A 25300-nucleotide genomic window follows, 5' to 3' on the forward strand; every position below is an offset into this window, starting at 1 on the left:
AACGGTCGCATGCGGGTTACCGGCAATACCGTTCAGAGTTCGCCCGGCCCTGCCGGTACAATACCGGTCGGGTTCAGCGCCTTGATGGAGTAATACCCGGCCTTGATGTGATCAAGGTTTACCGTGCTTGCCACCCCGTCCAGCTTCAGAATCCGATGCATGTAGGCATGCAGGCGTGGCATGGCTCGCAGGGTATTACGGTTGCACTTGAACAACCCATGGTAGGCCGCATCGAAGCGCACCAGGGTGACGAACAGACGGACATCGGTTTCCGTCAGGCGATCACCAAACAGATAGGTGCGCCCGTCCGCCAGACGCGCCTCAAGCTCATCCAGGGCCGAAAAGACCTTGGCATAGGCTTCATTATAGGCTTCCTGACTAGAGGCAAAGCCGGCCTGATAGACACCGTTATTCAGATCCGTATAAAGATAAGCATTGAGGCTGTCGATCTCGGCCGCGAGATCTTCCGGGTACAGATCCGGGCCCTGGTCCACAATGCCTGCAAAGGCGCTGTTCAGCATTCGAACCACATCCGCAGACTCATTGTTCACGATTGTCCCGGTCTGTTTGTCCCATAACACCGGCACGGTAGCCCGACCAGAGATCTCCGGATCCGAACGGGTGTACAGCTCGTGCATGTAGCGCGCACCGTTGATCGTGTCCTCGTCCGCTCCGGGATAACCACCAAACTGCCAGCCTTGATCGGTCAACCGGGGATTGACCACCGTAACCCCGATCAGATCCTTCAGCCCTTTCAGTTCCCGAACCATCAACGCTCTCGACGCCCAGGGACAGATGTACGCTACGTAGAGATGATAACGTCCCTTTTCCGCCCTGAATCCGCCAGCCCCGGTGGGACCGGCCGAGCCATCGGGCGTAATCCAGTTTCGGAACGGGGAAACCTGGCGGATAAAACGCCCCTGCTCGTCCTTTGCCTGCACGGGTTGCCAATTCTCTTGCCAGACACCATTCACCAGCATGATTCAGTCCTCCGGTCAGCAAGGCACTCCCCGCGTCGGAGGAGTGCCCATTTCAGTCTTGAATTCGTACTGTGACAAAAACCCAGCCCATCAAATGGCAGCCCGCTGGCCATGGCCGATCCCACCGACGCGCTCAAGCAGCACGTTGTCCAGAGCAAGGCGTCCGCCACCCTGGATGGCCAGGGCCACGCTCACAACGAACAGAGTCAGGGCGTATTCGTAACCATTGTTGGACATGAACAGGCCATTGCCGATGTGAACCGCGAAGATCGCCACCAGCATGGCAACGGCGTTGACCAGTGCCGCCGGTCGGGTCAGCAGGCCAAGGGCCAGCGCCAGGCCGCCAAAGAATTCGGCACTGCCGGCGAGTAGCGCCATCAGGTAGCCTGGCTCCAGCCCAATGCTCGCCATCCACTGGCCTGTCCCCTCAAGACCGTAACCACCAAACCACCCGAAGAGTTTCTGGGCGCCGTGGGCGGCGAGAACCAGCCCAACCGGAACCCGAAGTACCAGGGCAGCGAAACCAGCGCTGGATTGGAGCAGTGTCTGTGCGAATTGATTGTTCATGATGGTCACCTCGAATCTTGCTTTCATTGATTTGTCCCGAAGCCCCCGCTTCAGGTGATGAACCCACTCTACTATCGCCAAACCAAAAGACTAAGATGACCAATGTTGCTTTATTATCAACCAAACATTGATAATTGTGGGAGCACCAGCGAGGGGATGAGTTTATGGACCGTATCGATGCCATGCGGGCCTTTGTCACGGTAGTGAACGAAGGCACCTTCACACGCGCTGCTGACCGGATGGAGATGTCCCCGCAGCTGGTCAGCAAATACGTTTCCCAGCTGGAGCAACACCTTGGTGTACGCCTGCTGAACCGCACTACCCGCAAGATCCACCTGACGGAGGCGGGCGCAAGCTACCACCAGCGCGCGCAGCAGGTTCTCAACGACATCGACGACATGGAAAACCAGCTGGGCGACCTGCAGACCCAGGCGCGCGGCCTGCTGCGCATCAGTGCCCCGGTCTCCTTTGCCATCCGCCATATGGCGCCAATGTTGACGGCCTTCCAGAAAGCCCACCCCGCCGTCGACATCGACCTGCAGCTGAACGACCGCAAGGTCGATATTGTCGAGGAAGGCTTCGATATCGCGCTGCGTATCGGCCACCTGAAAAGCTCCTCCCTGATCGCCAAGCGCATAGCGCCGGTGCGCCTGGTCATGTGCGCCTCCCCGGACTACCTGGAACAACGGGGCACACCCGAACGACCGGAGGAACTCCGGGACCATCGTTACCTGCGCTACAGCTACATGGATGTGGATGCCAACGAGGCGGTGCACCGCGAGTTGCGGAGTGCGGGAAGCGGCATGGTCAGCAATAACGGCGATGTGCTGGTGGAGGCCGCTGTTGCTGGGGCCGGGATTGCCCTACAGCCCACTTTCATTGCAGGTTCGGCAATCCGGGAGGGGAAACTTCAGGTAATCCTGCCAGAGTGCGAGCCAGAACCCATGGCACTCTACGCCGTGTACGCCCACCGGCAGTTGCTGGCAAGCAAGGTTCGCAGCTTCGTGGACTTCATGGACGGGTATTTCGGGGAACCGCCCTATTGGGATCGGTTTGAATAACCAGATTCGGGGCGCCTGACGCCGCGCTTTGAGACGGTTTCGAAAGCATTAAGCGACGCCCCTCATGCCTTTTTGTGAAGACCCAACCTTTCGTTTTCACGTTGGAAAACTTCACGGATCTTGGCGCCATCAGAAGGCTCTTCCTCAAGTGTCTCCGGGTTCCATTGGCTCCGCCGGGTATCGAAGAAATCACCACCATAGATGTGGATTCCCCCCGTGAAACGCTGCAATGGATTGGTAACCGAATGCACTGCGTCTTCAGGCAGCATTACCGTGTCCTTTACGAACAGCGCATTTGCGCCGGACGCCTTGATTCCCTGAGACGTCCTTTTCCAGAATATGTTGTCCTCGCGACCTGTGTAAATTCCGATATTGGCCCACATCCGGTGATTGTGAGGCATGAGGTTCATCTGGGGCGTCCACGTGGCTGAAAATATCGTCAGCGTGGGAGAACTCAGAAGAACGTTCAATCCTGCCTTGTCAGGCTCGCCTAGAGCCGCCAACACGGCACCGGGTGTTGAAACCGCTCGGGCAAGTACTTCATTGACGGCGGCTTGAGCATCGGTCTCTTCGTTAGCAGCGATGCAGTCAGCAATAAAGCGTTCAATGTCCATGCTCACATTCCCCATTGATACCTGTGGTTTATGACTCCCACAGGCGGCAAGTGGCAAGAGTTCTCTCAGATGCGCCTCCGCAGTGAATCGACTGAGGCGAATAGTCATTCAATTTCATCATAGCTGGAAACCTACTCCGGGCTAAAGAAAGCGTTCACGCACTCAGGTTGGCGGCTGGCTTGGCCCAAAAATTGATGATTGCCTGATGTTTCCGGGAAAACTGTCCGGCGGAGCCTCGCGAGGCCGGAACAAACGGTCTCGCATTGGCATGCATTTCAGCTAAGGCTGGACAGGGTGCCCTTCAAATTGCCTAGCCGAATCGCCTTTCGACAATACCTCTCCTAGTTCTGATCCGCAGACTGAGCAAAAACACCGATCATATTTATAGTTCGCACTCAAGGCGAGGCCATTTCCTGACTCTCTGAATGACGCCGTCGTGAGGGAGTTATCGGGTTAGATTGAGCATCAAGCCCGATACGGTTCTGGCTCGTGCCACAAGCAACACAGCCAATAATAGCTCTACTACAGTGGTAACCATGGCGGCCTTGCTTTCTCCCCCTAAATAAAGAGTGGATTCGGAGTATTTGTCACCACTCATTTGCCAGAGAGTCAGCCAGTACACAGTGTCAGAAATAGCGAAGTAGAGAACGTACAAGCCGATTGCCAGCACTAAAACTGTGAGAATGCTTGGTGCGCTCATCGGTTCAATAGGTTGATCCAGCTCAGGTCGAATGATCGAGGCAGAAACCGTCATGGGAAAAAACCACAGCAATAGGGCCACAACCAAAGGGCACAGAACCGACACCCACGCAAAGCCTGCTGGCACTCCATAGTCTTGAATACCGCCGCTAGTCAGTACCTCGACAAGAACTGAGGACTGCCTGACGGTATAGATAACCAGAGCTATCGCAAATAGCCGAATCAAAATGGCGAAGTAGTGGGTAGGTTTCATCGTTTACCTTTAGCGCCCGGCACATGCGCCGGTTTGGAGCCTTAAAGCGGCGGAAACGCGGTCGCTGTTCTGCCGCTTGTTAATCACTGTACTTTTGGACAAGCGACTCAATTTCGTCGACTTTTTCGACTTTCCCGTTACCCAGGTATTTGAAGAACCGACCTTCACCATCCCTAAAGACTTCTCCGGCATTGATGACAGCCTGCTTCGGAGAAATTACTTTCAGTTCCCCAGTACTCTGGTTGAGTAAATAGACAACACCTGCCGAGGTTTCAAAGAGCGAAAAGTTGGGAGAGGCTGAAAACGTAGTGTTGTCACACCCCGTGAGAACCAGAGCTGCCAGAAGAACCCACAATCTCATGCGAGAGACCCCCACAGGATTAACAGCAATTAGGCAGCGCGCTTCGCGATTGCAAAAACTTGACCGCTTCATTATTACGGCCTTTGAATCCCTATTTGCGCTGCCCATAAATACAGAAAACAAAAGCTTAGCTCACTGTTAATCCCCTTGCCACGGAATCATTTGACGTCTGTGATCGGCGCCAACAATAACGCTGTATGCAAGTAAAGTATCTGGCAAGGAGCCGCAAAAATGCAGGGACAGCTTTTTCACCTGAGCTATCAGGTTCACTCAGTAGTTCGGCCGAACCGTTACAGCAACCGCACTGAGAAAACCTATTGGTATTGGATCCGGCGACCTTTCATTCGCTTTCAGCAAATAAAGCACTCTCATGATCCGGGGGCAAAAGGGGGGTGGGGAGATAATTTGGACAAGCAGTTCGAAGATATTGACGAAGTTACTCGCTCGAAAAACCCTCGGAAAGGACCTGCAGTGGTAACCGATGACCAAGCTATGAGCATCATCAATAGGCTCAACGAGCCTGATAGATTGATAGCCTCTTTACTCTAGGTCGCAGGATGAAGGGCCGTGCGTCCGCCGGCGAGAGGGACCAGAATGCACAAACCGGCAGACTGCCAGCATTTCGCCATATCTATGTAACGCGACCCCAAGAGAGAGGTAACGACATTCGTACCGGTTCTGGAAGGACTACCTCTTCCCCAAACGAAAAAAGGCAGGTCAGTGAATCACTGATCTGCCTTTCTCTTATATGGTAGCGGGGGCAGGATTCGAACCTACGACCTTCGGGTTATGAGCCCGACGAGCTACCAGACTGCTCCACCCCGCATCAAAACTGGTTGTTTACCGGGGTGACCCCCGATCAACGTGCGCGTATCTTAAGGACTGAAAACCACCCTGTCAATTGCTATTTTCAAACAAATCGACGGGGAAATGAAGGTCCCCTGCATCAGCGGTTTCTCGCACCTCCGACTGCTTCCAGAAACCAGCCTCCTCGATCGCCTCCTGAACCGGACGGAAGGATCGACGATGCTCGGGCGTGACGCCCAGGCGAAACAGGGCTTCGAGGTGAACCGGTGTCGGGTATCCCTTGTGCTTCGCCAGTCCATAGCCTGGATAGGTCTGTTCCAGCACTTCCATCTCCCGATCACGGGTAACCTTTGCGAGGATGGAGGCAGCACTGATCGCCTCAACCCGGCTGTCGCCCTTTACCACCGGTTCGGATGCCCAGCGCCACTTCGGGCACCGATTGCCGTCGACCAGCACGTACTCAGGCTCAATGCAGAGCCCGGCGATTGCCCGTTCCATCGCGACCATCGTGGCCTGGTAGATGTTCAGTTGATCAATTTCATGGGCCTCACAACGTCCAATGCACCAGGCGGTGGCCTTTTCGACAATCTCGTCATACAGTGCGTTACGCTTTTTTTCCGTCAACTTCTTGGAATCGGCCAGTCCCGCAATCGGCCTCTCCGGATTGAGGATCACCGCGGCGGTCACAACCGCGCCAATGAGTGGCCCTCGCCCCACCTCATCCACACCGGCCAGCAATGGGCCCTGGTAGGAACATTCGAATGGCGGCAACTCAACGCGTGCCATCAGGCTCGCCTCCCTTCTAAAAGGTCTGAAATGGCCTGCGCGGCTTTCTCATCGGCGTCCTGCTTCAGCGTCTGATGCAACTCGGTAAAAGCATCTACCAGCCGTTGGCGCTCCTGCTGATTCTCCAACCGCTCCAGTACCGCAGACCCCAGCGCCTCGGCAGTTGCCTCGTCCTGCAACAGTTCAGGAACCAGAGCCTCCCGGGCCAGTAAATTGGGCAGTGCCACATGGGGCACCTTGACCAGACGCGACAACAGCGCGTAGCTGAAATCACTCAACCGGTACCCCACCACCATGGGCTTTTTCAGTAACATGGCTTCCAGCGTCGCTGTGCCGGAGGCGAGAAGCACGACATCCGAGGCGGCCATGACCTCCCGGGACCTCCCACGAACGATGGTAACTGGCAACTTCACTTCCAGGGCATCAACCAGGTCCCGTACCTGTTTTTCCCGCTCCCGATTGACACAGGGAATCACCAACTGCAAATCCGGGCGTTTCTCCTGAATCCAGCGAGCGGCTTCCAGAAACAGGGTTCCCAGGCGCTCTACCTCACCAGCCCGGCTTCCCGGCAGTACCGCCAGCAACGGAGCCTGATCGGCAAGCCCCAGCTCCTGACGCGCCTTGCCTGTTTCAGGGACCATGGGAATACGATCAGCCAGCGGGTGCCCCACAAAGGCCACCGGAACCTGATGATCCTCGTAAAAACGGGCCTCGAAGGGGAACAGCGTGAGCATCAGGTTCACGGACTTGGCAATCTTGAAAATCCGTTTCTGTCGCCAGGCCCAGACCGACGGGCTGACGTAGTGAACCGTCGGAATCCCGGCCTCGCGGCAACGCCGTTCAATGGTCAGGGTGAAATCGGGGGAATCAATGCCGATGACGACATCCGGCGGGGTCGTAAAAAAATACTCAAGAAGGCGGGCTCGAATCTGGAACAACTCTCGGATCCGGCCCAGAACTTCTATCAGCCCCATCACGGAAAGCCGTTCCATGGGGACCAGAGAGTGAAACCCTTCGGCGATCATGTCGTCACCGCCAATACCCACAAATCTGGCATTGGGATACCGGCTACGAAGAGACCGGATAAGGCCGGCACCGAGAATGTCTCCCGATGCCTCACCGGCAATGATTCCGAAGGTAATTCGGCGGTTGCTGACAACCGCACGGTTCAAAGGATGGTCCGTCACCTTCAGGCTCCCGCCAGATTAGCGGATGATGCCGCGGTGGGCTCCACGCAGGGAGTCGATGAGAGGGTTAATTTCGGGGACATCCCGATAAGCACTGGTCAGTTCTTCCACCGCCTGTTCAGTCGTCAGGCCCTGGCGATAGATCACTTTGTACGCTCTGCGTAAGCTGAGCAGGACTTCCTTGCTGAAACCTCGGCGCTTCAGACCCTCGACGTTCATGCCGTGAGGCTGAGCTGACTGGCCGCTCGCCATGACATAGGCGGGAATATCCTTGAGTACAATGCTGCCACCGGCCGCCATGCTGTGGGGACCGATGTTACAGAACTGGTGCACCATGGTGCCGCCACCCAGAATGGCAAAATCACCCACGTTGACGTGGCCGGCCAGGGTCGCACAGTTGGCAAGAATGGTGTTGTCGCCAACGACGCAGTCGTGGGCCACATGCACGTATGCCATCAGGAGATTACCACTGCCGATACGGGTTTCTCCACGGTCCTGGATAGTGCCCCGGTGGATAGTGCAGTTCTCGCGGATAACGTTGTTGTCGCCGATCGTCAGAGTCGTCGGCTCACCAGCGTATTTCTTGTCCTGACATTCCTCTCCAATACTGGAGAACTGGAAAATCCGGTTGTTCCGACCGATTACGGTCGGCCCTTTCACAACCACGTGGGACAGGATCTCGGTGCCATCCCCTATTTCAACGCCAGGGCCAATGTAACTCCAGGGACCAACGGTCACGTTGTCACCGAGTTTGGCTGATGGGTCTACAATCGCTTGAGGATGAATACCCGACCAGTCACTTGTCGCCATCAAACTTCTCTCTCAGCGGTCAGTATCTCTGCCACGCACACGACTTCACCGTCGACCAGTGCCCGACAATCGAATTTCCAGATGCCACGCTTGCCTGAAATCAGTTCCGACTCCATACAGAGCTGATCTCCCGGCAGCACAGGACGCTTGAAGCGGGCCTTACTGGAACCAGCGAGGTATTGTACCACGCCGTCTGCCGGTTTCCGTTCTACGGTCACAAAACCGAGAATGCCAGAAAGCTGCGCCATGGCCTCGATGATCAGCACACCCGGCATGATCGGATTATTCGGGAAATGGCCCTGGAAGAATGACTCGTTGAACGAGATATTCTTGTACCCCTTGATCAATTTTCCCTTTTCAACCTCCGTTACCCGGTCCACCAGCAGGAACGGATAACGATGCGGCAGGTATTCCATGATTTCGTCAATTCGCATCATCTTGATCGGCCTCAGCCCTCTAATTTCTTTTCCAGTTCTTTGATCCGTCGTGCCAGGTCATCCAGCTGCCTGAAGCGCACCGCATTCTTTCGCCATTTGCGGTTGGTATCCGCACTGGTGCCGGAGGAATAGACTCCCGGTTCCCGGATATCGCCGGTTACCAGGGTCATACCGGTCAGATGCACCTGGTCTGCAATGTCGAGATGCCCCGCTACCCCGGACGCTCCCCCGAAGACACAATGTCGCCCTATGCGGGTGCTACCGGCGATACCTACCATGGCCGCCATGGCACTGTGGTCACCAATCTGCACGTTGTGAGCGATCTGTATCAGATTGTCGAGCTTCACCCCGTCGCCGATAATCGTGTCATCGAGTGCGCCCCGATCTATGGTCGTATTGGCGCCGACTTCGACGTCATCACCCAGCACCACTCGGCCCAGTTGGGCAATTCTCTGCCAAACACCTTTCTCGTTGGCAAAACCAAAACCATCAGAACCGACCACGGCGCCACTCAGGATATGGCAGCGCTGCCCCACGACCACATCGTGGGCAAGCGTTACCCGGGGACGAATAACTGTCCCTGCACCCACACGGGTGCGGGCGCCGATCACGGAACCGGCGCCAACCACCACCTTTTCGCCGATTTCCACGTCGGCTTCAATAACGGCATTGGGACCGATTGATGCGCTGCCCGCCACTCGGGCACTGGCGTCCACGACGGCTGACGGATGAATGCCAGCTTCCGATACGGGTTCAGGGTCGAACCAGTGGCTCAGGCGAGCGTAGCCCAGGTAAGGATTGTCCAATAACAGGACATTGGTCGTGGCGTTTCCGGCGGAAGCCGGCGACATGATGACTGCGGAAGCCTGGGTGTCTGCCAGATATTTGGCATAGGAAGGGTTGGCCAGAAAGCTGATCTCGCCCGGCTTCGCGGCCTGCAGGGTTGCGAGCCCAGTCACATGAACATCGGGGTCTCCCCGGAGTTCGGCTCCCAGCGCTGCAGCAATTTCTTCGAGCCGAAAGGACCTCTCTGTCATTACTTGCTCCATTACGTTCCGGGGACTACCCCACCAGGGTTAACGGTTCAGCTTTTCGAGCAGCTGCGGGGTGAGGTTCATTTCCGGCTTCACGTAGACCACGGCTTCGCTGGGTAGAATCAGATCAAGGTCGTGTTCTTCGAGCAATTCTTCGACGGCGGCGTCAACCTCGGGACGGGCCTGCTCCAGGAACGCCTGCTTTCGCTGCGCCACGGTGCTGTCCAGACGCTGTTTCAGGAAATTGAACTCCTTGACCTTTTCCTGGAACTCGCCGGCCAGCTTGTTGCGCTCGCTCTCGTTCATCATCGCGCCGTCTTTTTCCAGACGCTCCTTCAACTGACGAGCTTCCTCCTGCACTTCCCGCACTTTGGCTTCGTCACCGGCGAAATCCTTCTGAAGGGTCTCGCTGAAACTCTTGGCATCGTTTGATGAGAACAGCGCCTGGCGCAGATCAACGACACCGATACGGGTTTCGGCCATTGCCGGGAACGAGAGTGCCATCAAGGCAGCCGCAACCATTATTAGAATTCGAGACATCGGTATTCTCCTTGTTTCATCCATTATTTTTTTCGTCATTCGTCAGAACGTCTGGCCCAGGGAGAACTGGAACACCTGGGTATCATCACCAGTCTTGTCGTTCAGAGGTTGCGCAAGACTGAAGGCCAGCGGACCAACTGCAGTAATCCACTGGAAGCCGACACCGGCGGACAATCTCACCTCATCCAGGGTCGGATCAAAGCCACGGTCGGTGTCGAAGACCTGGCCGGCATCAACGAAGAACGCTGTGCGCATGGAGCGGCTGTCGCCGGCAAACGGCGTCGGGAAAATCAGCTCCAGACTGCCCTCTGTGAGCAGGTTACCACCGAAGGGATCCGGCTCAGACAGATCATTCGGGCTGTTGGTTGCCCTCAGACCCAGTGAGTTCGCCTCATAACCACGAACGGAACCATACCCACCGGCATAGAAATGCTCGTAGAACGGCATCTGAGTGCGATCCTTGTAGCCATCACCATAGCCGATATCGGTTCGGGCGCGCACTATCCAGCGGCCCGAATCGGTCAGCGGCTGATAGAAATCGGTCTTGTGGCTCAATTTATAGAAGGTCAGATCACTGCCGGGCACCGCGACATCCAGCGACACGGAATGACTGTAACCGTCGCTCGGCAACACACCCCGGTTCAGGGTGCTGCGCCGCCAGCTTCCGAACAGGAAGTAGTTGTCGAAGGAATCGCCCTCTTCATCAATAAATTCCAGAACTTCCTGGGAGGTAAACGCCCCTTCCTTGATGTTGGACCGAGTATAACCAAGACCAAAATTCAGACGCGTGATGTTATCCGTTGGATAGCCGAAGGTCACCCGGCCGCCATACTCGTCCAGCAGGTATGACGAAATGTCTTCTTCCTCGTAATCGGTCTCGCGCGCAAACAGGCTGAACCCGCGACTCACACCGTCCACCGTGTAGTAAGGGTCCAGGTAGGAAACGTTGGCGCTCTTGACGGAATCACTGACGTTGACCCCAAACGACACGCGCTTGCCGGTTCCGAAGAAGTTGTTCTCCGACACGTTCGCGCCGAGGATCACCCCGGAGTCCTGGGAGAAGCCGACAGAGGCAGACAGGCTGCCGGTGGGCTGCTCTTCAACGCTGTAGTTCACGTCCACCAGATCATCGGTACCCGGCACCGGAACCGTCTCTACGTTCACCGTCTTGAAGAAGCCGAGGCGCTCAAGTCGGGTCTTGGAGAATTCAATGCGGTCAGACGATGCAATGCCGCCTTCCATCTGGGTCATTTCCTGACGCAGGACATCATCACGGGTGGATACGTTGCCGTCGAAATTCACCCGGCGCACGTAGGCGCGCTTACCAGGCTCAACAAAGAAGGTGACCTCAGCCGTGTTGTCTTCTCCGGGCTCGGGGACCGCATTCACATTGGCAAACGCGTAACCCTCACGCCCCAACCGGAATGCCAACGCCTCGGAAATCGCGGTCATGCGCGCCCGGGAGAACACATCCCCCTCTTCCACCGGAATCAGTTTTCGCAGCTCCTCCTCACCGACAATCAGGTCGCCGCGCAGATTGATTTCAGAGATGGTGTACTGCGGCCCCTCATTCAGGGCAATGGCAATAAAGACCTGCTGTTTGTCCGGAGAGATCGATACCTGGCTGGACTCCACGTTGAAATCCAGATAGCCGCGGTCAAGGTAGAAGGATCGCAGGGATTCAAGGTCACCGCTCAGCCGTTCACGGGCATACTTGTCCGCGTTGGTGATGGAATTCCACCAGCTGCTGGTCTGGAGTTCGAACAGGTCAAGCAGTTGTTCGTCCTCAAAATCCTCATTGCCTACTATGTTGATGTGATGAATGGCCGCAACGGTACCTTCGTTGATTTCCAGACGAATCGAGACCCGATTCCTTGGCAATTCTTCAGCTGTTGCCTTGACCCGCGCGTTGTAACGACCCTGAGCAATGTAGGAGCGAAGAATTTCCAGCTCCAGCCGCTCAAGTGTGGCGCGCCGGAACACCTGCCCTTCCTGAAGACCGGCTCCGGACAATGCGTCCATGAGCATTTCGGTCTCGATGTTCTTGTTACCCTCGATCTCGATGTCGCTGATGGAAGGCCGCTCACGGACCGTCAGAATCAGAACGCCGGCATCTCGGCTGGCTTCAATATCGGTAAAGAGACCGGTTCCAAACAGGGATTTGATTGCATCGGCGAGTTCGGCAGGATCAACCTGCTCGCCGATGTTGACGGGAAAGGCAGAAAAAACGGTACCTGCAGATACCCGTTGCAGGCCTTCAACCTCAATGTCCGCAACCGTGAATTCATCTGCAAGAGCTGGCTTCATGCCGGTCGTGGCTAAAGCGAGGCCAATGGCTACACCTAGAAGAGAACGTCTCATTCAAATATTTCGCCTGGTTAATGCGCGTAAGGAGCTCGCAATTCTCACAACCGCATCAGGTCGTTGTAAAGAGCAAACACCATTAATGTGAGAATCAGTGTCATACCAATTCGTAACCCGAGCGCCTGGGCCTCCTCGGAAAGAGGCTTCCCGCGAATGGCTTCAATGGTGTAGTAGACAATATGGCCACCATCGAGAACCGGAATTGGCAACAGGTTAAGGACACCCAGACTGATACTGAGATAGGCCAGGAACCGGACAAAATCCTCGAATCCGGAACTGACGCTGGCCTCGGCAACCCTGGCAATGGTAATGGGCCCGCTGAGGTTCGTCGGTGACAGCAGTCCCGTAACCATCTTCTTGATCGCAACGAGCGTCAGGCGGGTATCCGCCCAGGTTTCGCTGACCGCGTTGGGAATGGCGGCCAGCGGCCCGTAGCTCACATCCCGCAACACCTCGTCGGGCCAGGTAACCGGTTGCACGCCAGCGCCCAGGAAACCAATGGTTTCGCCTTCTTCCGCGACTTTCGCTTCGGGCGTTACCTCGATCGTGCGCTCAGCACCCTCCCGCTCAATCGTCAATGCCAGCGTCTGCTGCGGGGAACTCCGGATAAGGTCCACCAGTTCGAACCAGTTACCGATCGGTTCACCATCAACCGCCAACACCTGATCACCCGGACGCAGACCTGCCTGCTCGGCCCGACCGCCATCGGAAATCTGCCCGAGAACCGGAGGAACGTCCGGGCGCCAGGGTGTAATACCAAACTGCCCCAGCGGGTTTGGCGATTCATTGCTCAGACGCCAGCCCCCGAGCTCACCGGTAATGGTTCCACGGGCTCCGCTATCGGACACCTCGATAGCGATTTCACCGCGCTCACCCGCGCGCTCCAACAAGCGCATGTTAACGTCCCGCCAGGACGTGACCCGGTGCCCGTCGACCGCATGCAGCTCCATGCCTTCCCGAAGCCCCATGCGCTCCGCCACGGTATCCGGGGCGACATCACCAACAATCGGCGCGACCGCCGTTACGCCGACAATGCCCAGCAGCCAATAGGCGAAGAGTGCGAACATGAAATTGGCCACAGGCCCTGCCGCAGCAATGGCAATGCGCTTGGACGGCGGTTTGGACGTGAACGCCTGGTCCTCCAGTTCCTCTGGAACCGGCCCTTCCCGGGCATCCAGCATTTTGACATAGCCACCCAGCGGTATCGCAGCGACGGCGAATTCCGTCCCATGGCGGTCGTACCAGGAGAACAGCGGCTTGCCGAAACCCACTGAGAATCGGAGCACCTTCACGCCACAGCGACGGGCGACCCAGAAATGGCCATACTCATGAAGCGTGACGAGGATCCCGAGCGTCAGCGCAAGTGCCAGAATGGTTTCGATTATCTGCATAGCTTTCCCGGTTGATGGCTAGAGCGAGACAGAAACTGCGATGTATTTCAGACAGTTAACAAGCCGATCTGTTCCCGCGCCCGCTGCCTGGCCTCGGTGTCCTTGGCGAAAATGGTTTCAAAACTGTCCGCGGGAGCCACCGCGGTGGCGGCCAGCGTCCGCTCTATAATAACGGGGATATCGGCAAAACACAGGTTACCTGCCAGAAAGGCTGACACCGCCTCCTCGTTCGCGGCATTCAGGACAGCGGGCGCAGTACCGCCGGCGTCAAACGCCTCGGCCGCGAGCCTCAGGCACGGAAAGCGAACCAGGTCCGGACGCTCAAAATGAAAACGGCCAATGGAAAACAGATCCAGCGGCGCTACACCGGCGTCAATGCGCTCGGGCCAGGCCAGACCGTTGGCAATCGGCGTTCTCATATCCGGACTGCCCAACTGGGCAAGAACGGAGCCGTCCACATACTCCACCATAGAATGGATAATACTCTCGGGATGGACGTGCACTTCGATTCGTTCCGGCGTGGTATTGAACAGCCAGCAGGCCTCAATCAGCTCCAACCCCTTGTTCATCAGGGTGGCGGAATCCACGGAGATTTTCTGCCCCATTGACCAGTTGGGATGGGCGCAGGCCTGCTCGGGAGAAACCGCCCGCAATGCCTCGGCACTGTGCTCCCGAAAGGGACCGCCCGATGCCGTCAACAGGATTCGCGAAATACCGGCGCCCTCGGGATCCCGAATCCGATCGGAGGGCATACACTGGAAAATCGCGTTGTGCTCCGAATCAATTGGCAGCAACTCCGCACCGGATTCAGCCACGGCATCCATGAACAGCTTACCCGACATCACCAGCGCTTCCTTGTTCGCCAGCAACACCCGCTTGCCAGCGCGCGCGGCGGACAGCGTCGGAGGCAGGCCAGCCGCCCCCACAATGGCTGCCATTACGGTGTCAACCTGAGCCGAGGAGGCCACCTCGCACAGCCCCTCGGAACCGGAGAGCACCTGAATTGCAGTAAGGTCGGACAGCAGCTCGGCAAGCTCGTCCGCCGCCTTGGGATCGGCCATCACCGCCACTTCGGGGCGGAATTCACGACACAGGGTAGCCAACTCGCGAGCGCGGGTGCCGGCAGTCAGTGCGTAGACCGAGAAACGGTCGGGATGACGCCGGATAACATCCAGCGTACTCAGACCAATGGAGCCCGTGGCTCCCAGAATTGTCAGGCGGCGCGTGACCATGGTTACCATTGCCCGGCGGTGAGCCAGCCAAGTTGGGTGATGATCAGGGCAAACACCGGTATGGCAACCGTCAGGCTGTCGATTCGATCCATGATCCCCCCGTGACCCGGCAGCAGCTGGCTGCTGTCCTTGATTCCCCGAAAACGCTTCAGCATGCTTTCCAGCAAGTCTCCCAGGACGGAAACAAGGCCTGTCGCCAGACTGGCAAGAACCAGAAACACGGTCTCAGATCCGCCAGCAGAGGCCAACAGACTGACAAGGATGGCGAAGACGCCAACCGCGACCAGACCACCCCAGACCCCAGCCCAGGATTTACCGGGGCTGACCCGGGGCGCCAGTTTGGCCTTTCCGAAGGCTCGCCCGGCGAAATAGGCGCCGATATCGGCGACCCAGACGACACAGAAGACGTAGAGGATGGCCCACAAGCTGTTGGTGACGGCGCCAAAGTCGAGTCCTCCGGTTCGGAGGTGATTGAGTCCCACCCAGGCCGGGACAAGCACCAACAGCCCCATGACCGCCCGCACCGGCACACTACCCCATCGAGAGGACCCGGCAGGATAACTGCGGACCATCAGGAAGCAGGCAGCCCACCACAGCACCGCCAGCCACAGAACAGCCACCGCCGGCACATTAAGCAGGCCAAACAGAACCACCGCCGTCACGGCGGCATAAACCACCCGGCCGACCTGCCCTTCAATGCCGGACATATTGGCCCACTCCCAGGCTCCCAGCGTGATGATTGCACCGGTAAAAAGGGCAAAACCCAGCGGTGGCAGAAAAAAGATGCCGCCGATGGCAATCGGAGCCAGTATCAGCGCTGTAATAATTCGGGTTTTTAACACAGTGATGGTCGCTATGGGTTCATTATTGTTGTGATGCCTTGGCAGCGATCTGGTCGTCGGTCTGGCCGAAACGGCGTTGACGTCCAGCGTATGCCTCAAGTGCCTTACGCATCTCATCAGCTTTGAAGTCCGGCCAGTAAACCGGCGAGAAATACAGTTCGGTGTAGGCAAGATGCCAGAGCATGAAATTACTGATTCGCTGCTCACCGGCCGTCCGGATCATCAAGTCCGGCATGGGCAGGTCGCCAATGCTCAGATGCTGTTGTATGAGGTCATCGGTGATGTCCGAAGGCTCGATCTGCCCTGCCCGCACCTTGGTGGCAACCTGCCGGGTTGCCTGAGCGATATCCCAGTGCCCACCGTAATTTGCCGCGATCACCAGCGTCATGCGGGTATTGTGCTGGGTAAGCTCTTCCGCCTCTTTCATGTGCTGCTGCAACAGGGAACTGAACGCCGTGCGATCCCCGATGATCCGGAGGCGGATATTGTTGCGGTGCAGCTTGCGGACTTCCCGCTCAAGCGCAAAGAGGAACAGCTTCATCAACGCTGACACTTCGTCCTGCGGTCGACGCCAGTTTTCACTGGAGAACGCGAACAGGGTAAGCACCTCAACCCCTTCACGACCGCAGGTTTCCACCACAGCCTTGACCGCATCGACGCCCGCCTTATGTCCGGCCACCCCGGTCAGGCGGTGCTGTTTCGCCCACCGATTGTTACCGTCCATGATAATCGCCACGTGCCGGGGGCTACTGTCCGCCGACACCGGAATCTCTGCGGATACCGTTCCCGTCATGAAATCCTCTGCTTGGCCGGGAGGCATTGCCCCGGCCATCGTTCGCTTACAGATCAACCCAGGCGGTCAAACCGCCATCAGGTCCTCTTCTTTTGCCTTCAGGGCTTTCTCGACTTCCGCGATATATCGGTCAGTCAGCTTCTGGATCTCGTCCTCACCCTTGCGCTCGTCGTCTTCGGTGATTTCCTTTTCCTTCAGCAGTTCCTTGATCATGCTGTTGGCATCCCGGCGGGCATTGCGGATGGAAACCCGGCCATGCTCGGCGTCGGCTTTCGCCTGCTTGACCATATCTTTCCGGGTTTCCTCCGTCAGCATCGGCATCGGAATACGAATCAGGTCACCGCTGGTGGCGGGATTCAGCCCCAGGTCAGAACTCATGATCGCTTTCTCGATGGTCGGAACCAGGTTCTTCTCCCAGGGGGACACCGCCAGCGTCCGATTATCCTCAACGTTAATGCTTGCGACCTGCTTCAGCGGCGTTTCCTGGCCGTAGTAATTGACCATTACGCCGTCCAGAATGGAAGGGTGAGCCCGGCCCGTGCGGATCTTGTTGAACGCCGCGTGGAGAGCGTCCAGGCTCTTTGTCATTTTCTTCTCGGCTTCTGCTTTGATGTCATTAATCACTTCAGCATCCTCAATTCGTTCGTCAAATCAATTCGTGCCATATGGTCTCAGCGCTGCTTCAGCCCCGAAACGCCTGCTTATTCGATCAGTGTACCTTCTTTTTCGCCAGTCACGATGCGGGTCAGGGCGCCGGCGCGGTTCATATCGAACACTCGCAGCGGCATGCCGTGATCGCGCGCCAGACAGATGGCGGTCAGATCCATGACACCCAGTTTCTTGTCCAGGACTTCGTCATAGGTCAGGTAGTCGTATTTTTCCGCGGAGCTGTCCAGATGCGGATCAGCGGAGTAGACGCCATCGACTTTGGTCGCCTTGAGCACGGCATCCGCTTCGATTTCAATGCCACGGAGGCAGGCTGCGGAATCAGTTGTGAAAAACGGGTTGCCGGTGCCGGCACAGAAGATCACCACGTCGCCGTCTTTCAGGTCTCGAACCGCACGGCGCCGGTCATAATGCTCGACGATGCCGCTCATGGGAATGGCCGACATGACCCGGGTACGGATGTTCGAGCGCTCCAGGGCATCGCGCATGGCCAGACCGTTCATCACGGTCGCAAGCATTCCCATGTGATCACCGGTCACGCGGTCCATGCCGGCCGCATTCAGGGCGGCGCCGCGAAACAGGTTACCGCCACCGATAACGAGGCCAACCTGAACGCCGATGCCGATCAGGGCGCCAATCTCAAGGGCCATACGATCAAGAACTTTGGGATCAATGCCGAAATCGTGCTCCCCCATCAGGGCCTCGCCACTGAGCTTGAGCAGAACACGCTTGTATCTGGGCTGGGTTTTCGATGATGTCGGCATGGTGATCCCCTTTTCGTCTGTTGGCTGCTGTCCGGCGTAAAACGCGTCGCAGGCTTGTATCTGACATACTCCTCAAAAAAAGGGGTATCTCAGATACAAGCCCGCCACGAAAGCCAGGCATTCCTGACTAACGTGGCAGACTCAGATGACACTGGGGCCGACGCCACAGTGCCGAAAGAAAGATCAGGCCTTGCCTGTGCCAGCTGCAGCAGCAACTTCGGCGGCAAAGTCCACTTCTTCTTTCTCGATGCCTTCACCCACTTCCAGGCGAACAAAACCGACCAGCTCGCCACCGGCAGACTTGATCAGTTCGCCCACGGTCTGGTCCGGGTTCTTGACGAAAGGCTGTTCAACAAGGCTGTTTTCCTTGAGGAACTTCTTGATGCGGCCGCCCATCATCTTCTCGACGATTTCGGCAGGCTTGCCTTCCATATCCGGCTGGGCCTTGATGACGGCCTCCTCTTTCTCCAGCTCTTCAGCAGGCATATCTTCCGGCTTGCCAACACGCGGGTTAACAGCGGCCACGTGCATGGCGATGTCGCGGGCCACTTCTGAATCACCGGCAGTCAGGGCAACAACAGAAGCGATCTTGTTGGTGCTGTGGACGTATCCACCAACAACCGGACCTTCAACCTTCACGATGCGACGAACTGTGATGTTCTCGCCGATCTTCTGAACCAGCGCCTCGCGCTTGGCTTCCAGATCACCGTCCATCAGCTTGGCAACGTCGGTTTCGCCTTTCTCGAACGCAACGTTCAGAACGTCGTTAGCAAAGTTCAGGAAGTTATCGTCACGCGCGACGAAGTCGGTTTCTGAGTTCACTTCCAGAATGTAGGCAACGGTGTTGTCGTCGGAGATCTTAATCAGAGACACACCTTCAGCGGCGGTACGGCCAGCCTTCTTAGCGGCTTTCAGGCCGGAAGACTTGCGCAGCTCTTCAATCGCGGCGTCTACACTGCCCTCAGCCTCAACCAGAGCTTTCTTGCACTCCATCATGCCAAGGCCGGTACGCTCACGCAGCTCTTTGACCATTGCAGCGGTAATTGCAGCCATGTTCAATCCTCTCAACTGTTCCGAATTCGGTAGGACGTGTGCCCGAAGCACGTTCGGGCACACATTACATCTCAAACGTGAAGCTGACGCGTTACTCGGCGGCCGGAGCAGCGCCTTCCGCGTCTTCGCTGACTTCAACAAACTCGTCAGCGCCCGCGCCGGCAGACTGAGCCGCTTCGACACAGGTATCAGCAACGGCCTTCACGTAGATCTGGATCGCACGGATGGCATCATCGTTGCCCGGAATCACGTAATCAACGCCGTCCGGATCGCTGTTGGTATCAACAACGCCAATGACAGGAATGCCCAGCTTGTTGGCTTCCTTGATGGCGATACGCTCGTGATCAACGTCGATCACGAACAGCGCGTCCGGCAGACCGCCCATGTCCTTGATGCCGCCGATAGAACGCTCGAGCTTATCCATCTCACGGGTACGCTCAAGGGCTTCTTTCTTGGTCAGCTTGTCAAAGGTGCCGTCTTTGCTCTGGGCTTCCAGATCGCGGTAACGACGGATGGACTGACGGATGGTCTTGTAGTTGGTCAGCATGCCACCGAGCCAGCGGTGGTTAACGAACGGCTGGCCAGCGCGCTCTGCTTCTTCCTTGACGATCTTGGCCGCTGCACGCTTGGTGCCAACGAACAGGATCTTGTTCTTGTTCTCTGCCAACTGCTGAATGAAGTTCAGCGCGTCGTTCATGGCAGGAACAGTCTGCTCAAGGTTGATGATATGAATCTTGTTACGGGCGCCGAAGATGAACTTCGACATTTTCGGGTTCCAGTAGCGGGTCTGGTGACCGAAGTGAGCACCTGCCTTCAGCAGGTCACGCATATTTACCTGAGCCATGATATTTACCTTTTAGCTTCGGGTTAGTCCTCCACGCGTCCGATTGACCCAACCCGCCTTCATCTAAGCTGAAGGGAGGCACCCTGGGACAACGTGCCGACACGTGTGCGAATTTGCCGGATTCGTTTCCGGCGGGCGCGTTTATACCATAAATCGCTCCGAAAACGCCATTATTTTTACGCCCACCCTTCCTTGTACCCAGCCACTCAGCCCCTTAAAATGCCGGTTTGATACAAATCAATGGGAAGCCCGATGCAAGTATCGATCAAGACCCCGGAAGAAATCGAAAAAATGCGCGTCGCCGGCCGCCTGGCTGCCGAAGTGCTCGAGATGATTGGCGAACATATCAAGCCCGGTATCAGCACCGAGGAGATCGACCGCATCTGCCACGATTACATCGTGAACGAGCAGAAAGCCATTCCTGCTCCCCTGAATTACAAGGGTTTCCCGAAGTCGGTCTGCACCTCGGTCAACCATGTTATCTGCCATGGCATCCCGTCGGAGAAGAAAATCCTGAAGGACGGAGACATCCTCAACATTGATGTCACTGTCATCAAGGATGAATACCACGGCGACACCAGCAAGATGTGGATCGTGGGCAAACCGAAGCCAGGTACAGAGCGGCTGATCGACATCACTCAGCAGTGTCTATATAAAGGTATTGAGCTGGTCAAGCCAGGCACCCGCCTCGGCGACATTGGCCACGTTATCCAGCAACACGCCGAAAAGCATCGCTATTCGGTGGTCCGAGACTACTGCGGCCATGGTATCGGCAAGGTATTCCACGAAGAGCCTCAGGTGATGCACTACGGAAAACCCGGAACCGGTTTGGAATTGCAGGAAGGCATGACCTTCACCATCGAGCCCATGATCAACCAGGGCAAGTACCAGACCAAACTGTTACCGGACGGCTGGACCGTTGTCACCAAGGACCACAAGTTGTCCGCCCAGTGGGAGCACACCATTCTCGTCACGGCAGACGGGCACGAGGTTCTGACCAAACGAACGGAAGAGTCCTTCTAAGTGGACCTGAGCGAACTGGAATCCCGCATCAGCAACGATACCTCACCGGTTCGGGCGGCAAGAGAGCTTTTGCGGGAGCGGTACAATGCCGACGCAGAGGCTTTTCGCCAGGGCGCCGATGTCCGCGCCCTGGTGCATTCCCGAGCCAACACCGTGGACACGGTTCTCAGGCTCATCTGGAATCGGTACCCCTTCGCCAGTTCGCCCGATATTGCCCTGATTGCCGTCGGGGGCTATGGACGGGGGGAGCTGCACCCCCACTCAGACATTGATCTGCTGATCCTGACCCGATCGGGTATTGACGACAGTTGGCATGAGGACCTGGGCGCCTTCGTCACCCTCCTCTGGGATCTGAAGCTGGACATAGGTCACAGCGTTCGCAGCATTGATGAAAGCCTGGCAGCGGCCCGGGACGACATCACCATTCTCACCAACCTCCTGGAGACCCGCACCATTGCCGGTCCCGACGAACTCCGGGAAGTGCTCAGCGAACAGGTTTATTCCGACAACGTCAGCAGCGACCGGGACTACTTCATCGCCAAGCGGGAAGAGCAAAAGGACCGCCATCACAAGTATGGCGATACCGAGTACAACCTGGAGCCGAACGTCAAAGGTTCACCCGGTGCCCTCAGGGACATCCAGACCATTGGCTGGATCACCAAGCGGCATTTCGGCCTGCAGAACATCGCCGACCTGACGCGGTTCAGTATTCTGACCGAAGAAGAGCATCAGATTCTGTTCCAGGGAGAGACATTTCTCTGGCAACTCCGTTACGGACTGCAACTGCTTGCCGATCGCAACGAGAACCGCCTGCTGTTTGACCATCAACGCGCCCTCGCCCAGATGCTGGGCTACAAGGATGAAGGCAAACGCCTCGGCGTGGAACTGATGATGCAATCCTACTACCGAACTGTACTGGCCCTGGCCGAGCTCACGGACGTGATTCTGCAGTACTACGATGAGGCCATTCTGGGCTCCGGCACCGAAGATGACATTCAGCCACTGAACAAACGGTTCCAGATTCGCAACCGCTATATTGAGGCGGTGAACAATCAGGTGTTTGCCTACGCCCCCTACGCCATTATGGAAATCTTTGTCCTGATGGCGCAGCACCCGGACATCAAAGGCATCCGCGCGACGACGATCCGATCCCTGCGGGCCCACCGGCACCTGGTTGACGATGCGTTTCGGTCTGACCTGGCAGTCACCACCCTGTTCATGGAACTGCTTCGAACCCCCCACGCCCTCGACCAGACCCTGTCGTCGATGAAGAAGTACAACGTGCTGGGTCGCTACCTGCCGGAATTCGGGCAGATCATCGGCCAGATGCAGCACGATCTGTTCCACATTTATACCGTGGACGCCCACACCATGCGGGTGATCCGCAACATGGTCAGGCTCAACAGCACCGAGGCCCGCACCGAATACCCGCTGGCATCGCGACTGATTCATCGGCTGCCCAAGCTGGAAACCCTGTTCATCGCCGGCCTGTATCACGACGTGGCCAAGGGCCGCGGCGGCGACCATTCCGAGCTGGGCGCGATTGATGCCGAAGCCTTCTGCCAACGGCACCATTTGAGCGAACGGGACACCAAACTGGTGTCCTGGCTGGTGGAAAATCACCTGCTGATGTCCATGACGGCACAGCGAAAGGATATTTCAGACCCCGACATCATCCACAATTTCGCCCAGGCCATACCCAGCCAGGCACACCTCGATTATCTGTATGTGCTGACGGTCTGCGACATCAGTGCCACCAACCCCAGGCTCTGGAACACCTGGCGCGCGTCTTTGCTGCGCCAGCTCTACATTGAGGCGAAACGTGCCCTCCGGCGCGGCACAGAAACACCGGTCAACCGCAGTGAGTGGGTAAGCGCCACCCAATCGGAAGCCCGGGAAATCCTGCACGCCCAGAACATGACCGATGAACAGATCGATCGCGTCTGGGATACGGTGGACGAGGATTACTTCCTGCAGGATTCCACGGTCGATATTGCCTGGCAAACCGCTGCCATTATCCGGCACGGGGACAACCCTGACCCCCTGGTGCTGATTCGTGATACCCGTGGCGGTCCGACGGACGGCTACTCCCAGATCATCATCTACATGAGAGACCGGGTAGCGCTGTTCGCTGCCACAACAGCGGTGCTGGAACAACTGAATCTCAACATCGTGGATGCCCGGATCAGTTCCAGCGAAGGCCCCTATTCCGTCAGCTCCTACGTTGTTCTTGATGAAAAGGGACAACCGCTCGGCATTGATCCGGCCCGGAAGGAACGCGTGCGCAAGCGCCTGATCGAGGAACTGGATGACCCGGACGATTACCCGGACATCATCCACCGCCGCACCCCAAGGCAGTTAAAGCACTTTGCCTTCCCGACGGAAGTCACCTTCTCCAACGACACCGTAAACCAACGCACGGTCATGGAGGTCATCACACCTGACCGTCCCGGTCTGCTCGCGAGAATCGGGCAGGTCCTGCTTGACCATCGGGTACGCCTGACCACCGCCAAGATCGCCACCCTCGGCGAACGGGTTGAGGACGTTTTCTTCGTGACCGACGAACACGGCGAACCCCTGCGTGATCCGGCCGTGTGCCAGGAACTGCAGCAAGATCTCTGTAAAATGCTGGACGACATTCAATGAATCCAAACCTGGACAGGCTCCACCCCTACCCCTTTGAAAAACTGGCCAAGCTGAAAGCCGACATCAAGACGCCGGACCATCTGAGGCCTATTTCACTGGGTATCGGGGAGCCCAAACACCCCTCCCCGGAATTCGTGAAGCGGGTCATCGCGGACAACCTGGACAGACTCGCCAACTACCCGACCACCAGGGGCACGGATGAGCTGCGCGAGGCCATCAGCGACTGGGCCACCCGTCGATTCAGACTTGCACCGGGATCGCTCAGCGCCGCTGACAGTGTCGTTCCGGTAAACGGGACCCGGGAGGCCATATTCTCACTGGTCCAGGCGGTCGTAGCCGGCAGCGATTCGGCAACCGTGGTGAGCCCGAATCCGTTCTATCAGGTTTACGAGGGCGCGGCCTTTCTTGCCGGAGCGACACCGGTCTACCTGCCCTGCGACGGGGCCAACGGATTTATTCCTGATTTTGACGCCGTCCCTGACTCGGTCTGGCAGGATTGCCAGATCCTGTTCCTGTGCTCCCCGGGCAATCCAAGTGGCGCGGTCATTCCACGGGAAACGCTGGTCAAGATCATCGAGCTGGCCGACCGGCATGACTTCATCGTCGCATCCGACGAATGTTACTCGGAGCTCTATCCGGATGAGGCCAATCCGCCGGAAGGTTTGCTTCAGACCTGTGCCGCTATCGGGCGCGACGATTTTGCGCGCTGCATCGTCTTCCATAGCCTGTCCAAGCGCAGCAATCTGCCCGGACTGCGTTCCGGCTTCGTCGCCGGGGATGCGAGCGTTCTCCGAGGTTATCTGAAATACCGGACCTATCACGGATGTGCCATGCCGATTCACAACCAGCTGGCCAGCATTGCGGCCTGGCAGGACGAAGATCACGTGAAGGAAAACCGGGCGGCCTATCGCGCCAAATTCGAGACCGTTGTACCCATACTCAGGGAAGTCATGGACGTCGAGTACCCGGACGCCGGCTTCTATCTCTGGCCAGTCACGCCAATGGACGACGAAACCTTCGCCCGCGAACTGTCAGCGCAGCAAAATGTACACGTTCTGCCAGGCCGGTATCTGTCCCGCACCGTTGACGGACACAACCCCGGGGAGAATCGGGTTCGCATGGCCCTCGTTGCCCCTCTGGAGGAATGTGTGGAGGCGGCAGAGCGTATCGTTGAATTTGTCAGGGCTAACAAGGCATGAAGATTTACGGCATCAGGAACTGCGACACCGTCAAAAAGGCCCGCAAGTGGCTTGACGAACAGGGCATTGCCTACGAATTTCACGACTTCAAGAAAGACGGTCTGGATGAGGACCGTTTAAGCCGATGGGAACAGGCGGTCGGCTGGGAAACCCTGCTGAACCGCCGTGGCACCACCTGGCGCCAACTTCCCGATGAGGTTCGTGATACCATTAGCGCCCAATCCGCCCGTGACATCATGTTGGAAAATCCGTCGATCATAAAACGACCGGTGGTAGAGCATGACGGCACCGTTTCCGTTGGCTTCAAAGCCGACGACTGGGCCAAACAGTTTTCAAACGCTTAAGTC

At 57.2% G+C, this 25300-nt stretch carries 25 protein-coding genes and 1 tRNA gene; 5 read left to right on the plus strand and 21 right to left on the minus strand.

Features of this window, described 5'->3' with window-relative positions:
- Positions 1 to 32: 32 nt before the first annotated feature.
- Positions 33 to 980: a glutathione S-transferase family protein gene (locus K0B93_RS15675; RefSeq protein ID WP_219868212.1), complete on the minus strand. Its 948-nt coding sequence runs from the start codon at positions 978 to 980 to the stop codon at positions 33 to 35.
- Between the two features lie 90 nt (positions 981 to 1070).
- Complete coding sequence (locus K0B93_RS15680) at positions 1071 to 1547, minus strand: DoxX family protein (RefSeq protein ID WP_219868668.1); 477 nt, start codon at positions 1545 to 1547, stop codon at positions 1071 to 1073.
- Positions 1548 to 1711: 164 nt separating this feature from the next.
- On the opposite strand from K0B93_RS15680, the gene K0B93_RS15685 reads away from it, so the two are divergent.
- Positions 1712 to 2608, plus strand: a complete 897-nt coding sequence (locus tag K0B93_RS15685; protein WP_219868213.1) for a LysR family transcriptional regulator — start codon at positions 1712 to 1714, stop codon at positions 2606 to 2608.
- 62 nt (positions 2609 to 2670) lie between these two features.
- On the opposite strand, the gene K0B93_RS15690 is transcribed toward K0B93_RS15685, so the two are convergent.
- From K0B93_RS15690 to rpsB, 19 genes are all read right to left on the minus strand, one after another.
- Positions 2671 to 3222 carry a hypothetical protein gene (locus tag K0B93_RS15690; RefSeq protein ID WP_219868214.1) on the minus strand — a complete coding sequence of 184 codons (552 nt, stop codon included), beginning with the start codon at positions 3220 to 3222 and terminating at the stop codon, positions 2671 to 2673.
- 445 nt (positions 3223 to 3667) lie between these two features.
- Positions 3668 to 4174 carry a hypothetical protein gene (locus tag K0B93_RS15695; RefSeq protein WP_219868215.1) on the minus strand — a complete coding sequence of 169 codons (507 nt, stop codon included), beginning with the start codon at positions 4172 to 4174 and terminating at the stop codon, positions 3668 to 3670.
- A gap of 79 nt (positions 4175 to 4253) precedes the next feature.
- The gene (locus K0B93_RS15700; protein ID WP_219868216.1) at positions 4254 to 4535 is read right to left on the minus strand and encodes a hypothetical protein; all 282 of its coding nucleotides are present in this window, start codon (positions 4533 to 4535) and stop codon (positions 4254 to 4256) included.
- 749 nt (positions 4536 to 5284) lie between these two features.
- Positions 5285 to 5361, minus strand: a tRNA-Met gene (locus tag K0B93_RS15705).
- A gap of 71 nt (positions 5362 to 5432) precedes the next feature.
- Entirely contained in the window at positions 5433 to 6128 is a 696-nt protein-coding gene (gene rnhB / locus K0B93_RS15710; protein ID WP_219868217.1) for a ribonuclease HII, read from the minus strand.
- Positions 6128 to 7315, minus strand: coding sequence for a lipid-A-disaccharide synthase (gene lpxB / locus K0B93_RS15715; protein ID WP_219868218.1), 1188 nt, complete (start codon positions 7313 to 7315; stop codon positions 6128 to 6130). Before lpxB ends, rnhB begins: the two co-directional genes overlap by 1 nt.
- 18 nt (positions 7316 to 7333) lie before the next feature.
- Entirely contained in the window at positions 7334 to 8125 is a 792-nt protein-coding gene (lpxA, locus tag K0B93_RS15720) for an acyl-ACP--UDP-N-acetylglucosamine O-acyltransferase (RefSeq protein ID WP_219868219.1), read from the minus strand.
- Positions 8125 to 8562 carry a 3-hydroxyacyl-ACP dehydratase FabZ gene (gene fabZ / locus K0B93_RS15725; protein WP_219868220.1) on the minus strand — a complete coding sequence of 146 codons (438 nt, stop codon included), beginning with the start codon at positions 8560 to 8562 and terminating at the stop codon, positions 8125 to 8127. The genes lpxA and fabZ overlap by 1 nt, the downstream gene beginning before the upstream one ends.
- A gap of 11 nt (positions 8563 to 8573) precedes the next feature.
- Positions 8574 to 9599 (minus strand): UDP-3-O-(3-hydroxymyristoyl)glucosamine N-acyltransferase, encoded by a 1026-nt coding sequence (lpxD, locus tag K0B93_RS15730; RefSeq protein ID WP_219868221.1) that lies wholly within the window; start codon positions 9597 to 9599, stop codon positions 8574 to 8576.
- Between the two features lie 39 nt (positions 9600 to 9638).
- Entirely contained in the window at positions 9639 to 10136 is a 498-nt protein-coding gene (locus K0B93_RS15735; protein WP_219868222.1) for an OmpH family outer membrane protein, read from the minus strand.
- A 42-nt stretch (positions 10137 to 10178) separates the two neighbouring features.
- Positions 10179 to 12497: an outer membrane protein assembly factor BamA gene (bamA, locus tag K0B93_RS15740; protein WP_219868223.1), complete on the minus strand. Its 2319-nt coding sequence runs from the start codon at positions 12495 to 12497 to the stop codon at positions 10179 to 10181.
- Positions 12498 to 12541: 44 nt separating this feature from the next.
- Entirely contained in the window at positions 12542 to 13891 is a 1350-nt protein-coding gene (gene rseP, locus K0B93_RS15745) for an RIP metalloprotease RseP (protein ID WP_219868224.1), read from the minus strand.
- A gap of 47 nt (positions 13892 to 13938) precedes the next feature.
- Positions 13939 to 15123, minus strand: coding sequence for a 1-deoxy-D-xylulose-5-phosphate reductoisomerase (ispC, locus tag K0B93_RS15750; RefSeq protein ID WP_219868225.1), 1185 nt, complete (start codon positions 15121 to 15123; stop codon positions 13939 to 13941).
- Between the two features lie 2 nt (positions 15124 to 15125).
- Positions 15126 to 15965 carry a phosphatidate cytidylyltransferase gene (locus tag K0B93_RS15755; RefSeq protein ID WP_219868226.1) on the minus strand — a complete coding sequence of 280 codons (840 nt, stop codon included), beginning with the start codon at positions 15963 to 15965 and terminating at the stop codon, positions 15126 to 15128.
- A 22-nt stretch (positions 15966 to 15987) separates the two neighbouring features.
- The gene (gene uppS / locus K0B93_RS15760) at positions 15988 to 16758 is read right to left on the minus strand and encodes a polyprenyl diphosphate synthase (protein ID WP_219868227.1); all 771 of its coding nucleotides are present in this window, start codon (positions 16756 to 16758) and stop codon (positions 15988 to 15990) included.
- Between the two features lie 66 nt (positions 16759 to 16824).
- Entirely contained in the window at positions 16825 to 17382 is a 558-nt protein-coding gene (gene frr, locus K0B93_RS15765) for a ribosome recycling factor (RefSeq protein ID WP_219868228.1), read from the minus strand.
- Positions 17383 to 17459: 77 nt separating this feature from the next.
- Positions 17460 to 18188 carry a UMP kinase gene (pyrH, locus tag K0B93_RS15770; RefSeq protein ID WP_008170379.1) on the minus strand — a complete coding sequence of 243 codons (729 nt, stop codon included), beginning with the start codon at positions 18186 to 18188 and terminating at the stop codon, positions 17460 to 17462.
- 183 nt (positions 18189 to 18371) lie between these two features.
- On the minus strand, positions 18372 to 19241 hold the full coding sequence (gene tsf, locus K0B93_RS15775; RefSeq protein WP_219868229.1) for a translation elongation factor Ts: 870 nt from the start codon (positions 19239 to 19241) through the stop codon (positions 18372 to 18374).
- A 91-nt stretch (positions 19242 to 19332) separates the two neighbouring features.
- The gene (gene rpsB / locus K0B93_RS15780; RefSeq protein WP_219868230.1) at positions 19333 to 20085 is read right to left on the minus strand and encodes a 30S ribosomal protein S2; all 753 of its coding nucleotides are present in this window, start codon (positions 20083 to 20085) and stop codon (positions 19333 to 19335) included.
- A gap of 252 nt (positions 20086 to 20337) precedes the next feature.
- On the opposite strand from rpsB, the gene map reads away from it, so the two are divergent.
- Genes map through K0B93_RS15800 form a run of 4 tightly spaced genes read left to right on the plus strand, consistent with a single transcriptional unit; the run spans position 20338 to position 25297 of the window.
- Positions 20338 to 21108 (plus strand): type I methionyl aminopeptidase, encoded by a 771-nt coding sequence (gene map / locus K0B93_RS15785; RefSeq protein ID WP_219868231.1) that lies wholly within the window; start codon positions 20338 to 20340, stop codon positions 21106 to 21108.
- Positions 21109 to 23754: a [protein-PII] uridylyltransferase gene (locus K0B93_RS15790; protein WP_219868232.1), complete on the plus strand. Its 2646-nt coding sequence runs from the start codon at positions 21109 to 21111 to the stop codon at positions 23752 to 23754.
- Positions 23751 to 24953 (plus strand): succinyldiaminopimelate transaminase, encoded by a 1203-nt coding sequence (gene dapC / locus K0B93_RS15795; RefSeq protein ID WP_219868233.1) that lies wholly within the window; start codon positions 23751 to 23753, stop codon positions 24951 to 24953. The genes K0B93_RS15790 and dapC overlap by 4 nt, the downstream gene beginning before the upstream one ends.
- Positions 24950 to 25297 (plus strand): ArsC family reductase, encoded by a 348-nt coding sequence (locus K0B93_RS15800; protein ID WP_219868234.1) that lies wholly within the window; start codon positions 24950 to 24952, stop codon positions 25295 to 25297. Before dapC ends, K0B93_RS15800 begins: the two co-directional genes overlap by 4 nt.
- Positions 25298 to 25300 lie beyond the last annotated feature (3 nt).

Origin of the sequence: Marinobacter sp. F4218, from assembly GCF_019443085.1 — a bacterium.
GTDB lineage: Bacteria > Pseudomonadota > Gammaproteobacteria > Pseudomonadales > Oleiphilaceae > Marinobacter > Marinobacter albus.

Bases quoted from the DNA above. Each gene is read 5' to 3' on its own strand.
- K0B93_RS15735 (WP_219868222.1), bottom strand. From the start codon at position 10,136: ATGTCTCGAATTCTAATAATGGTTGCGGCTGCCTTGATGGCACTCTCG.
- K0B93_RS15800 (WP_219868234.1), top strand. From the start codon at position 24,950: ATGAAGATTTACGGCATCAGGAACTGCGACACCGTCAAAAAGGCCCGC.
- K0B93_RS15690 (WP_219868214.1), bottom strand. From the start codon at position 3,222: ATGGACATTGAACGCTTTATTGCTGACTGCATCGCTGCTAACGAAGAG.
- pyrH (WP_008170379.1), bottom strand. From the start codon at position 18,188: ATGCCGACATCATCGAAAACCCAGCCCAGATACAAGCGTGTTCTGCTC.
- K0B93_RS15685 (WP_219868213.1), top strand. From the start codon at position 1,712: ATGGACCGTATCGATGCCATGCGGGCCTTTGTCACGGTAGTGAACGAA.
- bamA (WP_219868223.1), bottom strand. From the start codon at position 12,497: ATGAGACGTTCTCTTCTAGGTGTAGCCATTGGCCTCGCTTTAGCCACG.
- lpxA (WP_219868219.1), bottom strand. From the start codon at position 8,125: ATGGCGACAAGTGACTGGTCGGGTATTCATCCTCAAGCGATTGTAGAC.
- rnhB (WP_219868217.1), bottom strand. From the start codon at position 6,128: ATGGCACGCGTTGAGTTGCCGCCATTCGAATGTTCCTACCAGGGCCCA.
- K0B93_RS15675 (WP_219868212.1), bottom strand. From the start codon at position 980: ATGCTGGTGAATGGTGTCTGGCAAGAGAATTGGCAACCCGTGCAGGCA.
- map (WP_219868231.1), top strand. From the start codon at position 20,338: ATGCAAGTATCGATCAAGACCCCGGAAGAAATCGAAAAAATGCGCGTC.
- K0B93_RS15680 (WP_219868668.1), bottom strand. From the start codon at position 1,547: ATGAACAATCAATTCGCACAGACACTGCTCCAATCCAGCGCTGGTTTC.
- rpsB (WP_219868230.1), bottom strand. From the start codon at position 20,085: ATGGCTCAGGTAAATATGCGTGACCTGCTGAAGGCAGGTGCTCACTTC.
- dapC (WP_219868233.1), top strand. From the start codon at position 23,751: ATGAATCCAAACCTGGACAGGCTCCACCCCTACCCCTTTGAAAAACTG.
- fabZ (WP_219868220.1), bottom strand. From the start codon at position 8,562: ATGATGCGAATTGACGAAATCATGGAATACCTGCCGCATCGTTATCCG.
- ispC (WP_219868225.1), bottom strand. From the start codon at position 15,123: ATGGTCACGCGCCGCCTGACAATTCTGGGAGCCACGGGCTCCATTGGT.
- K0B93_RS15700 (WP_219868216.1), bottom strand. From the start codon at position 4,535: ATGAGATTGTGGGTTCTTCTGGCAGCTCTGGTTCTCACGGGGTGTGAC.
- tsf (WP_219868229.1), bottom strand. From the start codon at position 19,241: ATGGCTGCAATTACCGCTGCAATGGTCAAAGAGCTGCGTGAGCGTACC.
- K0B93_RS15695 (WP_219868215.1), bottom strand. From the start codon at position 4,174: ATGAAACCTACCCACTACTTCGCCATTTTGATTCGGCTATTTGCGATA.
- rseP (WP_219868224.1), bottom strand. From the start codon at position 13,891: ATGCAGATAATCGAAACCATTCTGGCACTTGCGCTGACGCTCGGGATC.
- uppS (WP_219868227.1), bottom strand. From the start codon at position 16,758: ATGACGGGAACGGTATCCGCAGAGATTCCGGTGTCGGCGGACAGTAGC.
- lpxD (WP_219868221.1), bottom strand. From the start codon at position 9,599: ATGACAGAGAGGTCCTTTCGGCTCGAAGAAATTGCTGCAGCGCTGGGA.